A 17,413-nucleotide genomic window follows, 5' to 3' on the forward strand; every position below is an offset into this window, starting at 1 on the left:
CAGTCAGAAACCTTTCGGTTCTGCCTTGTTTAGAGGGGGAGATTGATGAAACAAAATCATAAACGTTCCGGGATTATCATTACAATTGTGATCACCGTGATTATTTTACTGTATTTTCTGATCGTGATGCTGCTGCTTCCCCTTCTGCTGTTTATTTTTCTCCCGTTGAGCATCGCGATGATTGTTGTCGCTATTGCTCGTATTCGGGAACTGAAAGAGGAGGACGAAGATGATTATCGTAAATACTGATTACATTTCGGGTAAAAAACTGCAGACCATTTCCCTGGTGCGCGGAAGCACCGTTCACTCCAAGAACATTGGCCGCGATATCCTTTCCGGACTGAAAACCATTGTCGGCGGTGAAATCAGCGATTATACCAACATGATGAACGAAGCCCGTGCAATCGCTACCAAGCGCATGGTCGATGAAGCAGAAAGTCTGGGCGCTGATGCAGTTGTAAATGTTCGCTATGCTTCCTCCGCTATTATGCAGGGAGCTGCTGAAATCATTGCTTATGGAACCGCTGTAAAATTTATCGAAGACTAAAATAGCCTATTATATGGCCAGCTTGAAAGTCTGGTCTGGCCATCCAAATGGATGGCCAATTTTTTCTTCTCTTAGGTGAATTTGCTGTGAAAAAATTGAATGTTTTAGTGATTCATCTGATTTTCGTGAATTTCAATTGAAAGACCTATCCGATTCGATTATACTTATATAGCTGATCAAATTCATTTTCCAAATCAGCTCCTTAATTCTTGACAACCAGTTATTACCTGTTTCCCACAAAAGGAAGGGCGTCTCTCAAGAGGCGCTCTTTCTTTTTTATCCCTTTATTTTTTTCTTCAGCTGCTCTATTTCACCTGTATTAAAACCAAGCCACGCAAAATAATCGCAAATATTGGGAAATCTTGTTTCAAATTTTTCCAAAAAAGTCTCCATATACTCTGCTTTGGGCATCAGGTAGTGAATCGGAATCTCGGGATACTGCTTACATAAAGCTTTCATCTTTTTCTGAAGGTATGGACCTGTCAGGATATAATCTGCAATAATATCCTCCTTGCAGACACCTGCCAGCAACAACAGCAGTGCTGCCGTCACACCTGTTCTGTCCTTACCTGCAGTACAATGAAACAATACCGCCTGCTCTGCTTTCAGGATACACTTAAATACCTGGTACATGCTTTCCTTTCCAAAGGCAATTTCCAGATAAGTGTCTGGTACTTCTTCATTCTCGGTCGGCAGCCTTCCGTTTCCAAACGCTGGGATTGGAAAATAGGAGAAATTTCCCTCGCTGGAAAGAGGATCGGGCTGACGCTCTCTTTCCATATCGCTTCGCAAGTCAATCACCGTTATAATTCCTAAGTACAACAGGTGCTCAATATCTTCCTGTTTCAGCCCTGCTGGAAGGTCACTGCGAAACAATTTTCCCCATGCTGTTATCCTTCCATCCTCTGTTTCATACCCACCCAGATCCCTGAGATTAAGCATCTGGCCAACTTTGATCCTTCTTTGCATCTCTTTCCCTCCAGATACAAAATCAGCACAGCCTGCTACGGTCTGTGCTGATTTTTTGTATTATTCTTTTTCGTCTGCTTTAAAAGCTGCTTTTTCATCAATGTCCTGTCCGGATGGGAAATTGATAACCGGATCAGAAGCCTTTGGCTGCTCTTTCTGAGGTTCTGCACTGTTCTGTTCAATTGCAGGCTTTTTGGAGTCTTTCTCCTTCTTGCTGCGATGTTCTTCAAACACTGCAAAATCACCCTTCATCAGGCGGTCAAAATCTGCACCGTTGATTTTCTCAAACTCGTACAGGAAGTCTGCCACCTTATGCAGCTGATCCATATGCTCGCTCAGAATCTGTTCACACTGATCGTAAGCATCATCGATAACAGCACGGATTTCTTCATCGATCTGTGCTGCAACTGTTTCGGAATAGTCTCTGGAGTGACCCAGGTCACGTCCCAGGAATACTTCACTCTCATTCTGTCCATACACAATTGGACCTAAGCGATCGCTGAAACCATAGCGGGTAACCATTGCTTTTGCAATCTTGGTTGCACGCTCCAAGTCATTGGAAGCGCCGGTAGAGATATCATCCAGCACCAGTTTTTCTGCAATTCGTCCACCCAGCAGAGTAACGATGTTTTCCTGCATACCTTTTTTGGTCTGATAGCTGCGGTCCTCTTCTGGGAGACTCATGGTATATCCGCCTGCCATACCACGTGGGATAATCGAAATCTCATGTACCTTATCCTGTGTTTCACAGTAATAGGTGCTGACTGCATGGCCTGCCTCATGGAAACAGGTCAGTCTCTTATCCTTATCTGGAACAACATGGCTCTTCTTTTCCGGACCAGCCACAACCTTGATGGTTGCTTCTTCGATATCTACCATGGTGATTGCTTTTCTGCCGCGTCTTGCCGCAAGCAGTGCAGCCTCGTTGACCAGGTTTTCCAGATCCGCACCGGTAAAGCCAACGGTTGTTTTTGCAATGACGTTCAGGTCAATATCCGGACCCAGTGGTTTATTCTTAGTGTGTACCTTCAGGATATCCTCTCTGCCTTTTACATCTGGATAGCCAACCACGATCTGACGGTCAAAACGTCCCGGACGAAGCAGTGCAGGGTCAAGGATATCTCTTCGGTTGGTTGCTGCCATTACGATAACACCGGTGTTGGCACCAAAACCATCCATCTCAACCAGCAACTGGTTCAAAGTCTGTTCTCTTTCATCGTGTCCGCCGCCAAGGCCTGCGCCTCTCTGACGTCCAACCGCATCGATCTCATCGATAAAGATGATGCTTGGTGCGGTCTTTTTCGCCTGATCAAACAGGTCACGTACACGGGATGCACCGACACCGACGAACATCTCAACGAAATCCGAACCGGAAATGGAGTAGAATGGAACTCCAGCTTCTCCCGCTACTGCTCTTGCAAGCAGGGTTTTACCGGTTCCTGGAGGGCCCATCAGCAGGACACCTTTCGGAATTCTTGCACCCAAAGAGTTAAATTTTTTCGGGTCCTTCAAGAATTCTACAACCTCTACCAGTTCTTCCTTTTCTTCATCTGCACCAGCAACATCCTGGAAGGTGACGCGGCGTCCGTCTTCGACCGGCTTTGGTTTTGCCTTGCCGAAAGTATTCATCTTGCCGCCTCCGCCGCCAGCCTGACGCATCATGAAAATCCACAGCACCGCCATACCGCCTAACAGAAGTAAGGTCGGCAGCAATGCAGAAATCAGCGATGGCTCTTTTGCCGGCAGATAGTTTCTCTTAAAGGTAGTATCATTTGTCTGTTCATACTGATCGATGTATGGCTTTACATCTTCATTAAACTGGGAAATGCTTGCGAGCTGATACTCAACCGGCTGATTTTTGCCTTCGATTTTCATGGTCAGATTGCCGTTGTCATAGTCAATCTGGTACTCTTCCACCTTTCCCTGTTTGAAATAATCAAGTACCTCATAATATTTCATGGTCGAAACCGGCTTATCCATCGACATCATCGCAAACAACAGCACGATGAGCAGACCGAACATAGCCAGGTACATGATAATTCCTTTGGACTTTCTCGGCACGAATGATTCACTCCTATCTCAAAATGATTTTTACTGTTCCTGATTTATTTCTCATACACTTCTGGTTTCAGGACACCAATGTATGGCAGATTGCGGTATTTTTCTGCAAAATCCAAGCCATAGCCTACCACAAACTCATCCGGTACTTCAAAGCAGGAATAATCCGGTGCAATGTCAGCTTCTCTTCTTGCAGGCTTGTTGAGCAGGGTAGCAATACGGATACTTGCTGGGTTTCTTTCTTTGAGAATCTCTCTGAGATAATAAAGGGTCTTGCCGCTGTCAAGGATATCCTCAACCAGCAGCAGGTCATATCCTTCCAGGTTCAGGTCAAGGTCCTTGATAATCTTAACCACACCGGAGGTTTTGGTTCCGCTTCCATAGCTGGATACGGACATGAAGTCGATTCTTGCGTGGCAGTCTACCGAACGCATCAGGTCAGCCATAAAAACAACCGAACCTTTGAGTACACTTACCATCAGCAGGTTTTTGTCCTGATAATCTTCTGTAATCTGTCTTCCAATTTCCTGTACTTTTGCCAAAATTTCTTCTTCCGAAAGAAGTACTTTCAGAATGTCATCCTGCATCTTTTTCATCTGTTATCCTCCTTAATCTCGATCAGCGCAATTCGTTTGCTGTTTTCGTCCGGCATTGCTCTTTTGGATACGCCAAAGCCTTCCACCCACACAACACCTTCACTGTCGCTGACCACAACGCTCCTCCATCGTTTTTCCTGAGGCGTTTTTGCCTCATTCCACATTTTTTTTAAAGGTTTGGAACCTTGTTTATTATATACCGCAATGCGGTCTCCGTCCTTTCGCTGGCGGAATACCGCAATATTCTTCATTTTATCACAATCAATTGCATTTTTTAAGATGCTGGGGTCTTTTTTAAAGAAAAGTTTATATTCTTCTGCTGAATAAAAATTCACCCAAACACTTTTTCCTGAAAATAAGACGGTTTCTCCTTCCGCAAACGGCTGTTCAAAATAAGGTTGACGCTGATTTGGGTAAAAAACCGCCGTATCAATCCAAATACTTTTCTCATCCGCACAAAGTGCCGTCCCGTAACAAAGTTCTGTCTTGCCGCTTCCCTGCAAAGCTCTCTGCTGCATTTCCCGAACTTTACAGAAATCCGGTTCCTGACCAAGCTCTGTCATCATGTGCAGCAATATCCTCCTCTGCATGGCAGGGTGAAGTTTTAAAAACTCCTTGCGGTCCACTGCATACATCCGGTCATGCAGCGCAATCCTCTGGTATTCCTTGCTGCACATCTGGTCAAGCAGCTGATTTTCTGCCTGAGCCGTAACGCTCAAGTGAAGAATGCTTTTTAAAAAGGCAGGATTTAACTGCTGCATCTCGGGCATAATGCGGTGACGGATACGGTTTCTGGTATAAAGATCGGTCAGGTTGGTGCTGTCGGTCACAAACAAAATATTCTGTTCGTCACAGAAGTTCTCGATCTCTTCCCGGGAACATTCAATCAGCGGACGGATAATGTTGCCCCTGACCGGTGGAATCGCTCCCAGACCATTCAGTCCCGTTCCTCTTGCAAGGTAAAACAGCAGCGTTTCCGCGTTGTCATTAAGATTATGCGCCGTTGCAATCTTGGTGGAAGTCCCAAACTCCTGTGCTGTCTCTTCAAAAAAGCGATAGCGTTCTTCACGGGACAATGCCTCTACTGATTTTCCCTGCTCTTTTGCAAGGCGCTGTGCATCAATTTCCCGTACCGAAAGCTCGATATGATGCTCGGTGCAAAACTGACGCACAAACGCTTCATCCCGATTGGATTCTTCTCCCCGCAGATGATGGTTGAGATGGCAGGCGCTGACCGTGATGAAAAGCTCCTCTCGTAGCTGCCACAACAGAGTGAGCAGTGCGCTCGAATCCGCTCCGCCGGAAAACGCGACCACAACGTGATCTCCCTTTTGTACCATCTGGTACCGCTGTATGGTCTGTAATACTTTATGGCGCATCGCGGAACAGCTCCCTGCTGATAAATCGGGTGTGCTCACCATCCCAGGCAAGTTTTACCGTATCGGTAGCACCATGTCTGTTTTTGGCAACGATACACTCAGCGACACCCTTATCCTCACTGTCTTCGTTATAGTATTCATCACGGTACAAAAACATGACCAGATCGGCGTCCTGCTCGATAGAACCGGACTCACGCAGGTCGGACAATACCGGACGATGATCTCCCGTACGCTTATCCGGGCTTCGGGAAAGCTGAGAGAGGGTGATGATCGGCACATCCAGTTCCTTTGCCATTACCTTTAGATTTCGTGTAATCTCAGAAACTTCCTGTACACGGTTATCGATTCGTCTGCCCGAAGACATCAGCTGAAGGTAGTCGATGATAACAAGACCCAGATTGCGAATTCTTCTGAGCTTTGCCTTCATTTCCGCTACTGTAATGCCTGCGGTATCGTCAATGTACATCGGCATCTTGGCGATAGTCTGTGCCGAAAGTGCAAGCTTGGTCCAGTCGTCCACACTCAGGTTTCCGCTTCGCAGCTGGGAACCCTGAATGAGCGCATCGGATGAAAGCATTCTGGTAATCAGCTGCTCCCGGCTCATTTCCAGCGAGAAGATTGCCACTGCATGCCCCTGTTTTGCCACATTGGATGCAATGTTCATCATGAAGGAGGATTTTCCCATTGCCGGACGGGCAGCAAGCAGGATCAGGTCGGTGCGGTTAAGTCCGGTCGTCAAACTGTCCAGTGCGGAAAAACCGGTTGGGATTCCGACATACTGTTTTTTGTCGTCCCCCGATATTCTCTGAAGCTTGTCATACAGTTCAAAAATTGCGCGGTCAACCTTAACCAGACCGGTCGCATCCTTGCCCTGACGGATTTCATAAAGCTTCTGCTCAGCAAATTCCATCAATCCTCTGGCATCTGCATCACTCTTTTCCGAATTGGTAATGATGCTTTTTGCCACATTGATGAGGGTACGCATATAGTATTTTTCCTGCACCAGCTTGGCGTAGGCTTCTACGTTTGCTGCACTCGGAACAACCTGAACCAGCTGGGTCAGATAGACCTTCGCATCTCCGTCGCTTGCAAAGATTCGTTCTGCCTTGGCTTTTTCCAAAACTGTGATAAAGTCAATAGGTTGAGCCGAGGTAAACATTCCCAGCATGATAGAAAACAGCTGCTGGTGCTGCGGACGGTAGAAACTTTCCGGAACAAGCAGCTCCAAAACTCGGCTGATACACTCCGGTTCAATCAGGATAGCACCCAGCACCGACTGTTCTGCTTCCAAACTGAACGGCAATTGTTCTATGTTAAAGTCAAGATTTTCCTCTGCCATCTGTCCGATTCCTCCTTTCCTTCAAAAGTATTATACAGACAGGCAGCCGTCTCAAACAGCTCGAGACGGCTTTCCCTTTTTCTTATTTATTCTCCAACTTCAACAGTCATCTTTGCAGAAATTCCAGTGTAGAGTTTTACCTCTGCGGTATAGCTGCCAAATGCTTTAATTTCGTTGACGCTGATCTTCTTTTTGTCAACGGTTACCTTGTACTGAGCTGCGATTGCATCTGCAATTTCCTTGGTGGTAACCGAGCCAAACAGCTTGCCGTTGGAACCAGCTTTTGCTTTTACAACGACCTTTTTGCCTTCCAGCTGTTTTGCCGAAGCCATAGCAGCTTCCTTTTCCACCTGGATCTTGTGCTGTTTGGAAGCCTCTTTTGCTTTGAGCTCACCGATTGCCTGGTTGTTTGCTTCAATTGCAAGTCCTTTTGGAAGCAGGAAGTTTCTTGCATAACCATCTGCTGCGTTGATCATTTCGCCTTTCTTTCCGCTTCCCTTTACATCCTGTGTTAAAATTACTTTCATTGTCCTCTTCTTCCTTTCATCGATTTTCCTGAAAACAAACTAAGCCTTCTTCTCTTCCTTTACCTCTTCCGGCACCATCTGTACCGGTCCCGGCTCAGACTGAGTCAGTGCTTTTGGCTCATCCTTGTTCTCCAGGGTATCGTAATATTCATCAATTGCCTGTAACAGGCGGGCTCTGCCCTCTTCCAGGTCAATGCCCTTTGTCTGGGCGCCTGCCATGGTCAGATGACCGCCGCCGCCAAGTTTTTCCATGATAATCTGAACATTGAGTTTACCCATACTTCTTGCCGAATAGGCAACCACATTGTCCGATTCATAGTAGAATACAAAGGATGCATCAACATCCTCGATTCCAAGCAGCTCATCGGCAGCCTGCGCCGAAACAATCTTGATTTCATCAATCTTCTGCGATACAGAACAGATCGCACATCGACGATAGATCTTCGCCGAAGAAACCACTTTGCAGCGCTCCTGATAAGCCTGCATGGTGGAAGCAAACAAGCGTTTTACCTCGACGGTATCTGCGCCCATCCTTCTTAAATAAGCTGCTGCCTCAAAGGTACGCACGCCGGTACGCAGAATAAAGTTCTTGGTATCCAGCATCATACCGGCAAGCAGCGCTTCTGCTGCGGCAGAGTTCGGTTTAAATTTATCGCCGAAATACTGCACCAGCTCTGCAACCATTTCGGACGCACTGGAAGCGTATGGCTCGTGGTGGAAAATAACTGCATTGTCGATATAGTCCACCATTTTACGGTGATGGTCGATTACCACCACGTTCTTGCACTTTTTATAAACTTCCGGAGCTTCGATAAAGTGTGGGGTATGTACATCGACGATAATCAAAAGAGTATCGTCGCTGACATAATCGAGCGCTACCTCCGGCTCAATAAACGCCGTTTCAAATCCCTGTTCTAGCAATCTTGCATGCAGCTGTTTTACCATGTTTGCACGGCTGTTTAAGATGATCTTAACCTGCTTGCCCATCTGCTGGATTGGGTAATACAATCCGACTCCGGCACCCAGACAGTCAAGATCGGCAAAACGATGTCCCATAATCAGGACATTGGAACAGGAGTCGAGCAGCTCGCTCAGCGCTGCGGCAACGATACGGGTCTTTACCTTGGTACGCTTCTCGATACCCTTGGAAACGCCGCCATAGAACTCGTAACCGTTCTTGTTCTTGACCGCAGCCTGGTCGCCGCCTCGTCCCAATGCCATATCCAGCGCCTGACTTGCAAATTTCTCTGCCTGGAGCAGGCTCTGGGCATCCCTGCCCACACCAATGGAGAGGGTTGCCGGCATCTTATCGTTTGCGTTAATTTTGCGCACAGTATCCAGAATGGTAAATCTCTCTTCCACAATCGAACGCATATAACGCTCTTCAAAGGCTACAAAATAACGGTCCTTCTCCAGTTTTTTGATGACACCGTTATAGTTTTCGACATAACATTCGATCTGATACTCGATTTCACCCATGATCTGGGAGCGCTCGTTTTCACGTGCGCTCTGCAAAAGCTCCTCGTAGTTATCGATCAGGATGATTGCCGCTACCGGACGAGAAGAGAAATACTCTTTGGCTATGCGTTTAAGCTTATCATCATCGATCAGATAAATTACATTCAGGCGATTTTCTTCCTCACCGGTCGGCGCATGATATGCTGTATACTGGTGACCTTTATATTCGACACCATATCCCTGTGCCGGACAGTCTGCCTGAAGGTTAATGCTCGGAAAATACTCTGCCAGACCGTGACCAAAGCAGTCCTCTCCGCCAAACACTTTTTCCCTCATCTGGTTGTTGTACCAGATGACCTCACCGCCGCGGCGTGTCACCAGGACCGGCAGAGGGAAATCTCGAAGTGCCTTATTGGTATACGGAGAAAGCTGTTTTTCCATCGTCTGATAAAACTTGTTGATGCTCTTGTTCATCGACATCAAAAGATAGAAAACCAGCAGTGTCAGCACAAGCAGAATAAATAATCCTGCATACATCCACAGATTCTGGGACAAAAGCGCTGTGACCAGTGCTGCCACATTGACCAGTCCCAGTACCACCATCAGTGGTACAAATAAAAATAATCGTTTTCTCATGTCACATACTTTCTTTCCTTCACAAAGGACAAGTAAATCACTATGCTTCCTGAATTACGGTCAAGATCATTGGGCTGCGCTTTGTTTTGTTGTAAACATAGCGGCTGACCTCGTCTTTCATGCGGTTTTTCAGGCTGGTCCAGTCGCGAACGCCGTTGTTCATCGACTCTTCCAGTGTATTCTTTGCCAGATCCCTCGCACCATTGATCATATCCTCAGCTTCTCTGACATAGACAAAGCCGCGGGAGATAATGTCCGGTCCAGCCACGATCTTTTTGGTTTTGGTATTGATTGCAGCTACCACCACAATCAGTCCATCTTCAGCAAGGTGTTTGCGGTCTCTCAGTACGATGCTTCCAACGTCACCTACACCCAGGCCATCCACCATGACAGCACCGGATGGAACCTCACCGCCCAGACGGAATACTTCTCCGTCTGTTTCCAGCACCTGTCCGATTGCCGGGATGATAACATGATCTTCGTCAATTCCCATCTGTTTTGCAACCATTGCATATTTTCTCAGGTGCTTGTATTCGCCATGTACCGGCAGGATATATTTTGGTCTTGTCAGAGCCATCATCAGTTTCTGTTCATCCTGACATGCGTGACCGGATACATGGACGTCGTACATCTTTTCATAGATGACTTCTGCACCCAGCTGAAGCAATTCGTTAACAACACGGTTGACAAATTTTTCATTTCCTGGGATTGGACGGGCAGAAATAATGATAAAGTCGTTCGGTGTCACCTTTACCTTGCGGTGTTCACTCATTGCCATTCGGCTCAGAGCGGACATCGGCTCACCCTGGCTTCCGGTAGTAATCAGCACCACTTCATTAAACGGCAGTCGGTTTGCCACGTCGATATCCACCAGAACACCACTTGGAACCTTCAGATAACCCAGTTCAATCGCGGTTGCCACAACATTGACCATGCTGCGTCCCGAAACTGAAACTTTCTTGTCGTATTTTGCAGCATAATCGATGATCTGCTGGATTCGGTGGATGTTGGAAGCGAAGGTCGCAATGATAATTCTGCGATCGCCTGCCATCTGGAACAGTTTGTTAAACGACTCTCCTACTGTACGCTCGCTCGGCGTGCTGCCCGGCATCTCCACATTGGTGGAATCCGGCAGAAGTGCCAGAACACCCTCTTTGCCCAGCTCTCCAAAACGACCCAGATCGATGACGCCGCCTTCAATTGGAGTATAATCGACCTTAAAGTCTCCAGTCTGTACAATAATGCCGGCTGGAGTATGAACTGCCATCGCACAAGCATCCGGAATCGAGTGGTTTACCCGAATAAATTCCACCGACATACAGCCTGCCTTGATAACGTCTCCTGGTTTTACTTCGGTCATGCGAACCTGATTACTCAGTCCATGCTCTTTGAGTTTGTTTTTAATCAGTCCCACTGTCAGCTTAGTTGCATACAGTGGGGCGTTGATCTCCTTCATCAGATAAGGGATACCGCCGATATGGTCCTCATGTCCATGGGTGATAAAGACACCGCGAATTTTTTCTTTGTTCTGAATAACATAGGTGAAATCCGGGATAACGATATCAATACCCAGCATGGTTTCATCTGGAAAAGCAAGACCGCAGTCAATGATGAACATATCGTTTCCGCACTCATACACGGTCATGTTTTTTCCAATCTCATTTAAGCCGCCCAGTGGAATAATGCGGACAATTGGCTTTTTGGAATTATCCTTTTTCTTGCGTCCTCTGTTTTCTGTGCGATTGTTAGTGGTTTTTTCCTTATTGTTTTCCTGTTTTCCCTTATTTTGTGCGGATTTTTTGTTGGTGTCTTTTGTTTTAGCTGTTTTTCCGCCTTTTCCCACCGAATCTTTTACCAGCTCAATCGCGCTCTGAACAGCCTGTTCCAGCATATCTGCCGGCTGTTTTGGTTTTCGGTTATAACGCCTAGTCGGCTTTTGCCCCTTTTTTGGTGCAGAAGCCGGAGCGTTGGTGTTTTTTTCATTCATGTAACCATTCCTCCTAGTTGTCTTGGTTGTTTCCACGTTGGTCCGTTCTTTCATACGTTTACCTTGTTTGTTCCTGTCAGTACTTGTTCTGTTCTTTCCCAAACGGAAAACATGGAAGTAATTTGTTTTGTTCCGAACAATATCTTTTTATCTGGCTTTTTCATGTATTTTCCGTTCCCTGAAAAAGCATCCGTTCAAAAAAGCTTTTCGGATTCGTCTTGCTTTCAGAATAACCTTTCTGAAAAATAATATTTTTATCAAAACAGGGCCATCCCTGTAATCAGCATATCTGTTATTTTAGCGCAAATACCTCTCATATCCTGTTACTGCGCAAATAACCCATCATAAAGTATTCTTTTTTATTGTACCCTGACCACCCAAAGATGTCAAGGTATTGCTGTACTTCTTGCAGCCTTCTTTCCTGCCCCAGACTGTTCTCTTGGCAGTATGGGAAGTTTGACCTTTTCTATGCGCGATTCTCCGCTTTTTCCTGTTTACTCTTGTGCTGCTGTTTTGAATCAGATATAATAAACAGAGGAATCGGTTTAAGATCAGCTGATAAAGCCTACAATCTGATTATAACAGGTTCCGATCTTTTGACTTTCAGAAAGGACTTTTGCCATGTCACAAAGAAAACATGTCGAGATTTTTACCGATGGTGCCTGTTCAGGCAATCCAGGTCCCGGCGGATACGGCGTTATTCTCCGATATAAGGGTGTAAATAAGGAGCTTTCGGACGGTGACCCTTCCACAACCAATAACCGGATGGAATTAAGCGCTGTCATTGCCGGACTTTCCGCACTCAAGGAACCCTGTGATGTCACCCTCTATTCCGACTCCAAATATATTATCGACGCCATCCAGAAAGGATGGGCAAAAAAATGGCAGGCTAACTCCTGGATGAGAAATAAAAAGGAACCTGCTCTCAACCCTGATTTGTGGGACAGGCTTCTTTCCCTTCTGGAAGTTCACAACGTCGAATTTGTCTGGGTCAAGGGTCATGCCGGTCATCCGGAAAATGAACGCTGTGATCAGCTTGCGGTCGCCCAATCCCAGAAATTCAAAGCATAACCTTCGTTCTGCAACAAAAAATTATCATATTTTTTGCGGTTGTTCTGCTTCTCCCTCTTGAAATATACACTTTTTTGGTATATAATCAAGATATCCTGAGGAACAGGATGTTTCCGCCGACTTTCAACCGGTGCAGAGACAAATTTTTAGCACAATGAAAGGACGATGTTTCATGGAAAGATTCGTTTATGCCGACAATGCAGCAACCACCAAAATTTCAAAACCGGTGCTTGACGCGATGCTCCCATACCTGACCGAGGAGTACGGCAACCCATCCAGCCTTTACCGCTTTGGCAATCAGGCAAAGCGCGCAATTGAAAAGGCAAGAAAAGAGGTCGCAGACGTTTTAAATGCCGACCCATTTGAAATCATCTTTACCGCAGGCGGCACCGAAGCCGACAACTGGGTCAAAGAGATCATGCGTTCCTTAAAGAACAAAGGCAAAAATCACTTCATCACCTCCGCTGTCGAACATCATGCACTGATTCATTCTGCACAGCGTCTGGAAAAAGAAGGTTTTGAAGTTACCTATATTCCGGTAGACCGCGAAGGTCAGATTAATCCGGAGGATATCAAAAAAGCAATCCGTCCCGAAACCGGACTGGTTTCGATCATGTTTGCAAACAATGAAATCGGTACCATTCATCCAATCAAAGAAATTGGTGCAATCTGCCGAGAGGCTGGTGTGCTGTTCCATACCGATGCAGTACAAGCAGCAGGACATATCAAAATTGATGTCAAAGAAATGAATATTGATATGCTCTCCCTTTCTGCACACAAGTTCCATGGTCCAAAAGGAACCGGCGCTTTTTACTGCCGCAGAGGAATTGCGTTAAACAGCCTGATTGACGGCGGCGCACAGGAACGCGGCAAACGTGCTGGAACCGAAAATGTTGCCGGTATCGTAGGCCTTGGTACTGCAATCCGTATTGCAAACGAAGAAATGGAAGAAACTACAAAACGTGTCAGTGCGATGCGCGACCGTCTGATTGATGGTATTCTGGAAAAGATTCCGCAGTGCCGCTTGAACGGTCCAAGAGAAAACCGCCTGCCGGGCAACTGCAATATTTCCTTCCTTGGTATTGAAGGCGAGTCTCTGCTGCTGCGTCTGGACCTTGCAGGAATTGCTGCTTCTTCCGGTTCTGCATGTGCATCCAGCTCGCTTGACCCAAGCCATGTACTGCTTGCAATCGGTCTGCCGCATGAAGTAGCTCACGGTTCGGTCAGACTTTCTCTGTCCGACTTTAACACCGAAGAAGACGTTGACTATATTCTGGAGAAACTGCCTGAGATCGTATCCACTCTGCGCTCGATGAGCCCACTGTGGGAAGCAATGCAGAAAGGCGAAGTATCCTACGATTTATAAAATTAAAGTTTGTAGGGGTAAACAGCACAATATGTGCTGTGGACAACGCCCCTGTGACACAAAACAAAGACATAAAAAATGATATGCACATGGTATTCCGCACTCTGCGGAGTGCGGCAAAGGGCTTTGCCCTTTTGAAACCCACAACTTTTGAAAAAGTTGACAAAACTTTTTGTTTCCACTAAAACTTTGATATTTTCTGAAAAGAAAGGATAATACTACTATGATGTATTCTGATAAAGTATGGGACCATTTCTCCAATCCACGCAATGTTGGCGAAATCGCTGATGCAGACGGTGTCGGCGAGGTAGGCAACGCTACCTGCGGCGATATCATGAAAATCTACCTGAAGATCGACAAAGATGTCATCACTGACGTTAAATTTAAAACCTTCGGCTGCGGCGCTGCAATCGCTACCAGCTCTATGGCTACCGAGATGATCAAGGGTAAACCAGTCAGCGAAGCGCTCAAACTCACCAACAAAGCAGTTGTTGAGGCTCTGGACGGTCTGCCGCCGGTAAAGGTTCACTGCTCGGTGCTGGCAGAGCAGGCAATCAAACATGCTCTGGCTGACTACTACCGCCGCAACGGTATCGATCCAACCCCATTTGTCGGCGAACTGCCGGATGCAGAGGCATGCCATGTCCACTAAGAAAGTTCTTGTCGCTTTAAGTGGCGGCGTTGATTCCTCGGTTGCAGTTCATCTGCTACGCCAGCAGGGTTATGAGGTAGAGGGAATCATTCTGGAATTTTCCCCGGTACACAAAGCAGCTGTACAGGCAGCACAGGTCATTGCTGACCAGCTTGATGTTAAGCTCCATGTGGTCGAATGCCACAAAGAATTTGAACAGAATGTTATTCTCCCCTTCTGTCGAGAATACCAGGCAGGTAGAACACCAAACCCTTGTATCTTCTGTAATCCTACCACCAAGTTTGGCATCATCTGCCAATTTGCAAAGGAACATGGTTTTGACAAAATTGCGACTGGTCATTACGCAAGGGTAGAACATCTTGAGGATGGAATTGCTGTCCTGAAAAAATCCGCCTGCATTGAGCGTGACCAGTCCTATATGCTCTATCGCCTGACCCAGGAACAGCTCTCGATGCTGATTCTGCCGCTGGAAGGCTTAGAAAAGACTGAGGTTCGCCAGATTGCACGTGATCTTGGTCTTGCCAGTGCAGACGCTCCAGACAGTCAGGAAATCTGTTGGCTTCCGGACGGGGATTACGCTTCCTTCATCGAGCAGAAGCTGGGTAAATCCAAATCCGGTGACTTCATCTCCCCGGATGGAACAGTCTGCGGCAAGCACAAAGGTCTGCTCCACTATACAGTTGGACAGAGAAAACGTCTCGGCATCGCGCTGGGATACCCTGTGTTCATCAAAGAGATTGACCCAGAATTAAACCGCATCTACCTTGCCCGTACCGGAGAAGAATATGCGGACGGAGTGCTGCTCACCAACTGCGTAATCCAGCCAAATCCACTGCTTAGCAAAGACAACCCAATCGCACATGCCAACGTCAAGGTACGCTCCAGAGCATCAGACGCTCCGGCTACTATTACCCTGCTGGAAGACGGAACAGCAAAGGTTATCTTTGATACCCCGCAGAGGGCACCGGCTCCGGGACAGTCCTGTGTCATCTATGATGGAATTACCGTTCTGGGCGGAGGTTATATCTCCAAGCAGCTGGAACTATAAAAGTGTGAAAATAAAAAAGTTTTCGTCCACCTTTTTCAAAAGGTGGTGGAGGTACGGGGGCAACGCCCCTGTGACAAGAAAACATTTTCTTTCACAATACTGACTTTGATCTAATAAAAAAGGCATCGGGAAAATCCCGATGCCTTTTTTATTAGTATGCAAAGTGATTTGCAGCAGGTTCTACCGAAACCTTTTCCATGATTACCTTTTCACCGGTAACATCGGTTGCTGCAATCTTGTCAACAACTTCCATGCCTTCAAACACCTGACCAAATACAGAGTGTTTGTAGTCAAGCCATGGTGTGCCGCCGATCTCTTCGTATTTTGCAATAACGTCTTCTGGGAAGCCCTGACCACGTGCATTTACACCGATCTCTTTCATCTGAGAAACAAGTCCTGGGTCACAGTCTTTTGCCTGAACAATGAAGAACTGGCTTCCGTTGGTGCATGGACCTGCATTTGCCATCGAGAGAGCGCCGCGGAAGTTGCGCAGTTCTACATCAAACTCATCCTCAAATGGTCTGCCCCAGATGCTTTCGCCGCCAGTACCGTTGCCCAGAGGGTCACCGCCCTGAATCATAAATCCGTTGATTACTCTGTGGAAGGTCAGACCGTCATAATAACCTTCTTTTGCATGAGTTACAAAGTTCTCAACTGTCTTTGGAGCTTTTTCTGGGAACAGTCTTAATTTGATGGTTCCCATGGAAGTTTTCATTACGATAACTTCTGCGTCTTTTGCAGGTTTTTCAAACTGATACATTGTTTTCTCCTCCTCAAAACTCACAATCGTGGTGAGTTTACAAATTCCTATGTCAATTATTCTGCATAGTTAAAATAGTCGGTTGCAGGAGCGACGGTGATCGATTCAATGATTGCACGCTCATCTTCTGGAACGATGCCGTTCTCATCAGTATTTCCGGAAGTCTCTTCCACAATCTTGTTTACAACGTCCATACCGTCAAATACCTGACCGAATACAGTATAGCTGCCATCCAACCAAGGTGCTCCGCCTACTTCGTTGTATTTGTCAATTGCTTCCTGTGGGAAACCGCTTTGCTGCATCAAAGCATCATATCCATCTGGAATTGAAGATGCCTGAACAATAAAGAACTGGCTTCCGTTGGTGTCTGGACCTGCGTTTGCCATTGCCATTGCACCGTTAAAGTTAAACATCTTGTCGCTGACTTCATTTTCAAATTCTTTGCCCCAGATGCTCTCACCGCCGGTACCGTCACCCTTCGGGTCGCCGCCCTGGATCATAAAATCACTGATAACACGATGGAAGCTGACACCGTCATAGTAACCTTCCTTTGCATGTGTCAGGAAGTTTTCCACTGCTTTTGGTGCATATTCCGGGAAGAACATTACGCTGATATCGCCAGCCGTGGTGTGGATTACAGCAACCTCACTGTCTTCTGCCGGATTGTTAAACTGAGGCAGACCGCTTTCATCCGAAAGAGTAATCTTCTCTGTGTTCTGTGAAGAAGCTTCTTCCCCGGAAGTGCTTTCGGATTCTGCGCTTTCTGCATCTGTATTTTCTTCGGATGCCTGCTCTGTTGTCTGTTCTGTTGTTTCTTCTGTAGACTGCTGTGTTTCGCTCTGTTCGTTCTGATTGCAGCCTGCCAGGACACTGACACTCATCATTGCTGCCAGCAGCAATGCCAGCATCTTTTTGGTCGATTTACGATTCATTGTTTGATATCTCCCTTAAACTTTGGATTCTTTGTCATTGTACCGAAAAACGCATGGAAAATCAAGCAGAAAATTTCTCCTGCTCTCT

At 46.5% G+C, this 17,413-nt stretch carries 16 protein-coding genes; 6 read left to right on the plus strand and 10 right to left on the minus strand.

The window, feature by feature from the left end:
- The first annotated feature begins 45 nt into the window (after nucleotides 1-45).
- Both BQ5375_RS01620 and BQ5375_RS01625 read left to right on the plus strand, forming a co-directional pair.
- Entirely contained in the window at nucleotides 46-249 is a 204-nt protein-coding gene (locus tag BQ5375_RS01620; protein ID WP_022133107.1) for a hypothetical protein, read from the plus strand.
- Nucleotides 230-547 carry a YbjQ family protein gene (locus tag BQ5375_RS01625; protein WP_022133106.1) on the plus strand — a complete coding sequence of 106 codons (318 nt, stop codon included), beginning with the start codon at nucleotides 230-232 and terminating at the stop codon, nucleotides 545-547. Before BQ5375_RS01620 ends, BQ5375_RS01625 begins: the two co-directional genes overlap by 20 nt.
- 276 nt (nucleotides 548-823) lie before the next feature.
- Here BQ5375_RS01625 and BQ5375_RS01630 read toward each other — a convergent pair whose 3' ends face one another.
- The 8 genes from BQ5375_RS01630 to BQ5375_RS01665 all read right to left on the minus strand — a co-directional run bounded on the left by BQ5375_RS01630 (nucleotide 824) and on the right by BQ5375_RS01665 (nucleotide 11,496).
- Nucleotides 824-1,516 carry a tyrosine-protein phosphatase gene (locus BQ5375_RS01630; protein WP_022133105.1) on the minus strand — a complete coding sequence of 231 codons (693 nt, stop codon included), beginning with the start codon at nucleotides 1,514-1,516 and terminating at the stop codon, nucleotides 824-826.
- Between the two features lie 60 nt (nucleotides 1,517-1,576).
- The gene (gene ftsH / locus BQ5375_RS01635) at nucleotides 1,577-3,538 is read right to left on the minus strand and encodes an ATP-dependent zinc metalloprotease FtsH (protein ID WP_235849969.1); all 1,962 of its coding nucleotides are present in this window, start codon (nucleotides 3,536-3,538) and stop codon (nucleotides 1,577-1,579) included.
- 83 nt (nucleotides 3,539-3,621) lie between these two features.
- Nucleotides 3,622-4,170, minus strand: a complete 549-nt coding sequence (hpt, locus tag BQ5375_RS01640) for a hypoxanthine phosphoribosyltransferase (protein WP_022133103.1) — start codon at nucleotides 4,168-4,170, stop codon at nucleotides 3,622-3,624.
- Nucleotides 4,167-5,549 carry a tRNA lysidine(34) synthetase TilS gene (gene tilS / locus BQ5375_RS01645; RefSeq protein WP_022133102.1) on the minus strand — a complete coding sequence of 461 codons (1,383 nt, stop codon included), beginning with the start codon at nucleotides 5,547-5,549 and terminating at the stop codon, nucleotides 4,167-4,169. The genes hpt and tilS overlap by 4 nt, the downstream gene beginning before the upstream one ends.
- The gene (dnaB, locus tag BQ5375_RS01650) at nucleotides 5,539-6,888 is read right to left on the minus strand and encodes a replicative DNA helicase (RefSeq protein ID WP_022133101.1); all 1,350 of its coding nucleotides are present in this window, start codon (nucleotides 6,886-6,888) and stop codon (nucleotides 5,539-5,541) included. Before dnaB ends, tilS begins: the two co-directional genes overlap by 11 nt.
- Nucleotides 6,889-6,974: 86 nt before the next feature.
- On the minus strand, nucleotides 6,975-7,415 hold the full coding sequence (gene rplI, locus BQ5375_RS01655; RefSeq protein ID WP_022133100.1) for a 50S ribosomal protein L9: 441 nt from the start codon (nucleotides 7,413-7,415) through the stop codon (nucleotides 6,975-6,977).
- Nucleotides 7,416-7,454: 39 nt separating this feature from the next.
- A complete protein-coding gene (locus BQ5375_RS01660; RefSeq protein WP_083687465.1) occupies nucleotides 7,455-9,509 on the minus strand; it encodes a DHH family phosphoesterase in 2,055 nt (684 codons plus the stop codon).
- A gap of 40 nt (nucleotides 9,510-9,549) precedes the next feature.
- Nucleotides 9,550-11,496: a ribonuclease J gene (locus BQ5375_RS01665; RefSeq protein ID WP_076917333.1), complete on the minus strand. Its 1,947-nt coding sequence runs from the start codon at nucleotides 11,494-11,496 to the stop codon at nucleotides 9,550-9,552.
- 621 nt (nucleotides 11,497-12,117) lie between these two features.
- Between BQ5375_RS01665 and rnhA the strand changes: the two genes are divergently transcribed.
- The 4 genes from rnhA to mnmA all read left to right on the plus strand — a co-directional run bounded on the left by rnhA (nucleotide 12,118) and on the right by mnmA (nucleotide 15,633).
- Nucleotides 12,118-12,567, plus strand: coding sequence for a ribonuclease HI (gene rnhA / locus BQ5375_RS01670; RefSeq protein ID WP_022133096.1), 450 nt, complete (start codon nucleotides 12,118-12,120; stop codon nucleotides 12,565-12,567).
- A 172-nt stretch (nucleotides 12,568-12,739) separates the two neighbouring features.
- Entirely contained in the window at nucleotides 12,740-13,933 is a 1,194-nt protein-coding gene (gene nifS, locus BQ5375_RS01675; protein WP_022133095.1) for a cysteine desulfurase NifS, read from the plus strand.
- Nucleotides 13,934-14,156: 223 nt separating this feature from the next.
- A complete protein-coding gene (gene nifU, locus BQ5375_RS01680; protein ID WP_022133093.1) occupies nucleotides 14,157-14,585 on the plus strand; it encodes a Fe-S cluster assembly scaffold protein NifU in 429 nt (142 codons plus the stop codon).
- Nucleotides 14,575-15,633 (plus strand): tRNA 2-thiouridine(34) synthase MnmA, encoded by a 1,059-nt coding sequence (gene mnmA / locus BQ5375_RS01685; RefSeq protein ID WP_022133092.1) that lies wholly within the window; start codon nucleotides 14,575-14,577, stop codon nucleotides 15,631-15,633. Before nifU ends, mnmA begins: the two co-directional genes overlap by 11 nt.
- A 151-nt stretch (nucleotides 15,634-15,784) precedes the next feature.
- On the opposite strand, the gene BQ5375_RS01690 is transcribed toward mnmA, so the two are convergent.
- Complete coding sequence (locus BQ5375_RS01690) at nucleotides 15,785-16,393, minus strand: peptidylprolyl isomerase (protein WP_022133091.1); 609 nt, start codon at nucleotides 16,391-16,393, stop codon at nucleotides 15,785-15,787.
- A 56-nt stretch (nucleotides 16,394-16,449) separates the two neighbouring features.
- On the minus strand, nucleotides 16,450-17,325 hold the full coding sequence (locus tag BQ5375_RS01695) for a peptidylprolyl isomerase (protein ID WP_022133090.1): 876 nt from the start codon (nucleotides 17,323-17,325) through the stop codon (nucleotides 16,450-16,452).
- Between the last annotated feature and the right edge of the window lie 88 nt (nucleotides 17,326-17,413).

The sequence above is a fragment of the Negativibacillus massiliensis genome, from assembly GCF_900148495.1.
GTDB lineage: Bacteria > Bacillota > Clostridia > Oscillospirales > Ruminococcaceae > Negativibacillus > Negativibacillus massiliensis.

Bases quoted from the DNA above. Each gene is read 5' to 3' on its own strand.
- BQ5375_RS01630 (WP_022133105.1), bottom strand. From the start codon at position 1,516: ATGCAAAGAAGGATCAAAGTTGGCCAGATGCTTAATCTCAGGGATCTG.
- BQ5375_RS01620 (WP_022133107.1), top strand. From the start codon at position 46: ATGAAACAAAATCATAAACGTTCCGGGATTATCATTACAATTGTGATC.
- rnhA (WP_022133096.1), top strand. From the start codon at position 12,118: ATGTCACAAAGAAAACATGTCGAGATTTTTACCGATGGTGCCTGTTCA.
- rplI (WP_022133100.1), bottom strand. From the start codon at position 7,415: ATGAAAGTAATTTTAACACAGGATGTAAAGGGAAGCGGAAAGAAAGGC.
- BQ5375_RS01625 (WP_022133106.1), top strand. From the start codon at position 230: ATGATTATCGTAAATACTGATTACATTTCGGGTAAAAAACTGCAGACC.
- nifS (WP_022133095.1), top strand. From the start codon at position 12,740: ATGGAAAGATTCGTTTATGCCGACAATGCAGCAACCACCAAAATTTCA.
- BQ5375_RS01665 (WP_076917333.1), bottom strand. From the start codon at position 11,496: ATGAATGAAAAAAACACCAACGCTCCGGCTTCTGCACCAAAAAAGGGG.
- BQ5375_RS01660 (WP_083687465.1), bottom strand. From the start codon at position 9,509: ATGAGAAAACGATTATTTTTATTTGTACCACTGATGGTGGTACTGGGA.
- dnaB (WP_022133101.1), bottom strand. From the start codon at position 6,888: ATGGCAGAGGAAAATCTTGACTTTAACATAGAACAATTGCCGTTCAGT.
- nifU (WP_022133093.1), top strand. From the start codon at position 14,157: ATGATGTATTCTGATAAAGTATGGGACCATTTCTCCAATCCACGCAAT.
- hpt (WP_022133103.1), bottom strand. From the start codon at position 4,170: ATGAAAAAGATGCAGGATGACATTCTGAAAGTACTTCTTTCGGAAGAA.
- ftsH (WP_235849969.1), bottom strand. From the start codon at position 3,538: ATGTTCGGTCTGCTCATCGTGCTGTTGTTTGCGATGATGTCGATGGAT.
- mnmA (WP_022133092.1), top strand. From the start codon at position 14,575: ATGTCCACTAAGAAAGTTCTTGTCGCTTTAAGTGGCGGCGTTGATTCC.
- BQ5375_RS01690 (WP_022133091.1), bottom strand. From the start codon at position 16,393: ATGTATCAGTTTGAAAAACCTGCAAAAGACGCAGAAGTTATCGTAATG.
- BQ5375_RS01695 (WP_022133090.1), bottom strand. From the start codon at position 17,325: ATGAATCGTAAATCGACCAAAAAGATGCTGGCATTGCTGCTGGCAGCA.
- tilS (WP_022133102.1), bottom strand. From the start codon at position 5,549: ATGCGCCATAAAGTATTACAGACCATACAGCGGTACCAGATGGTACAA.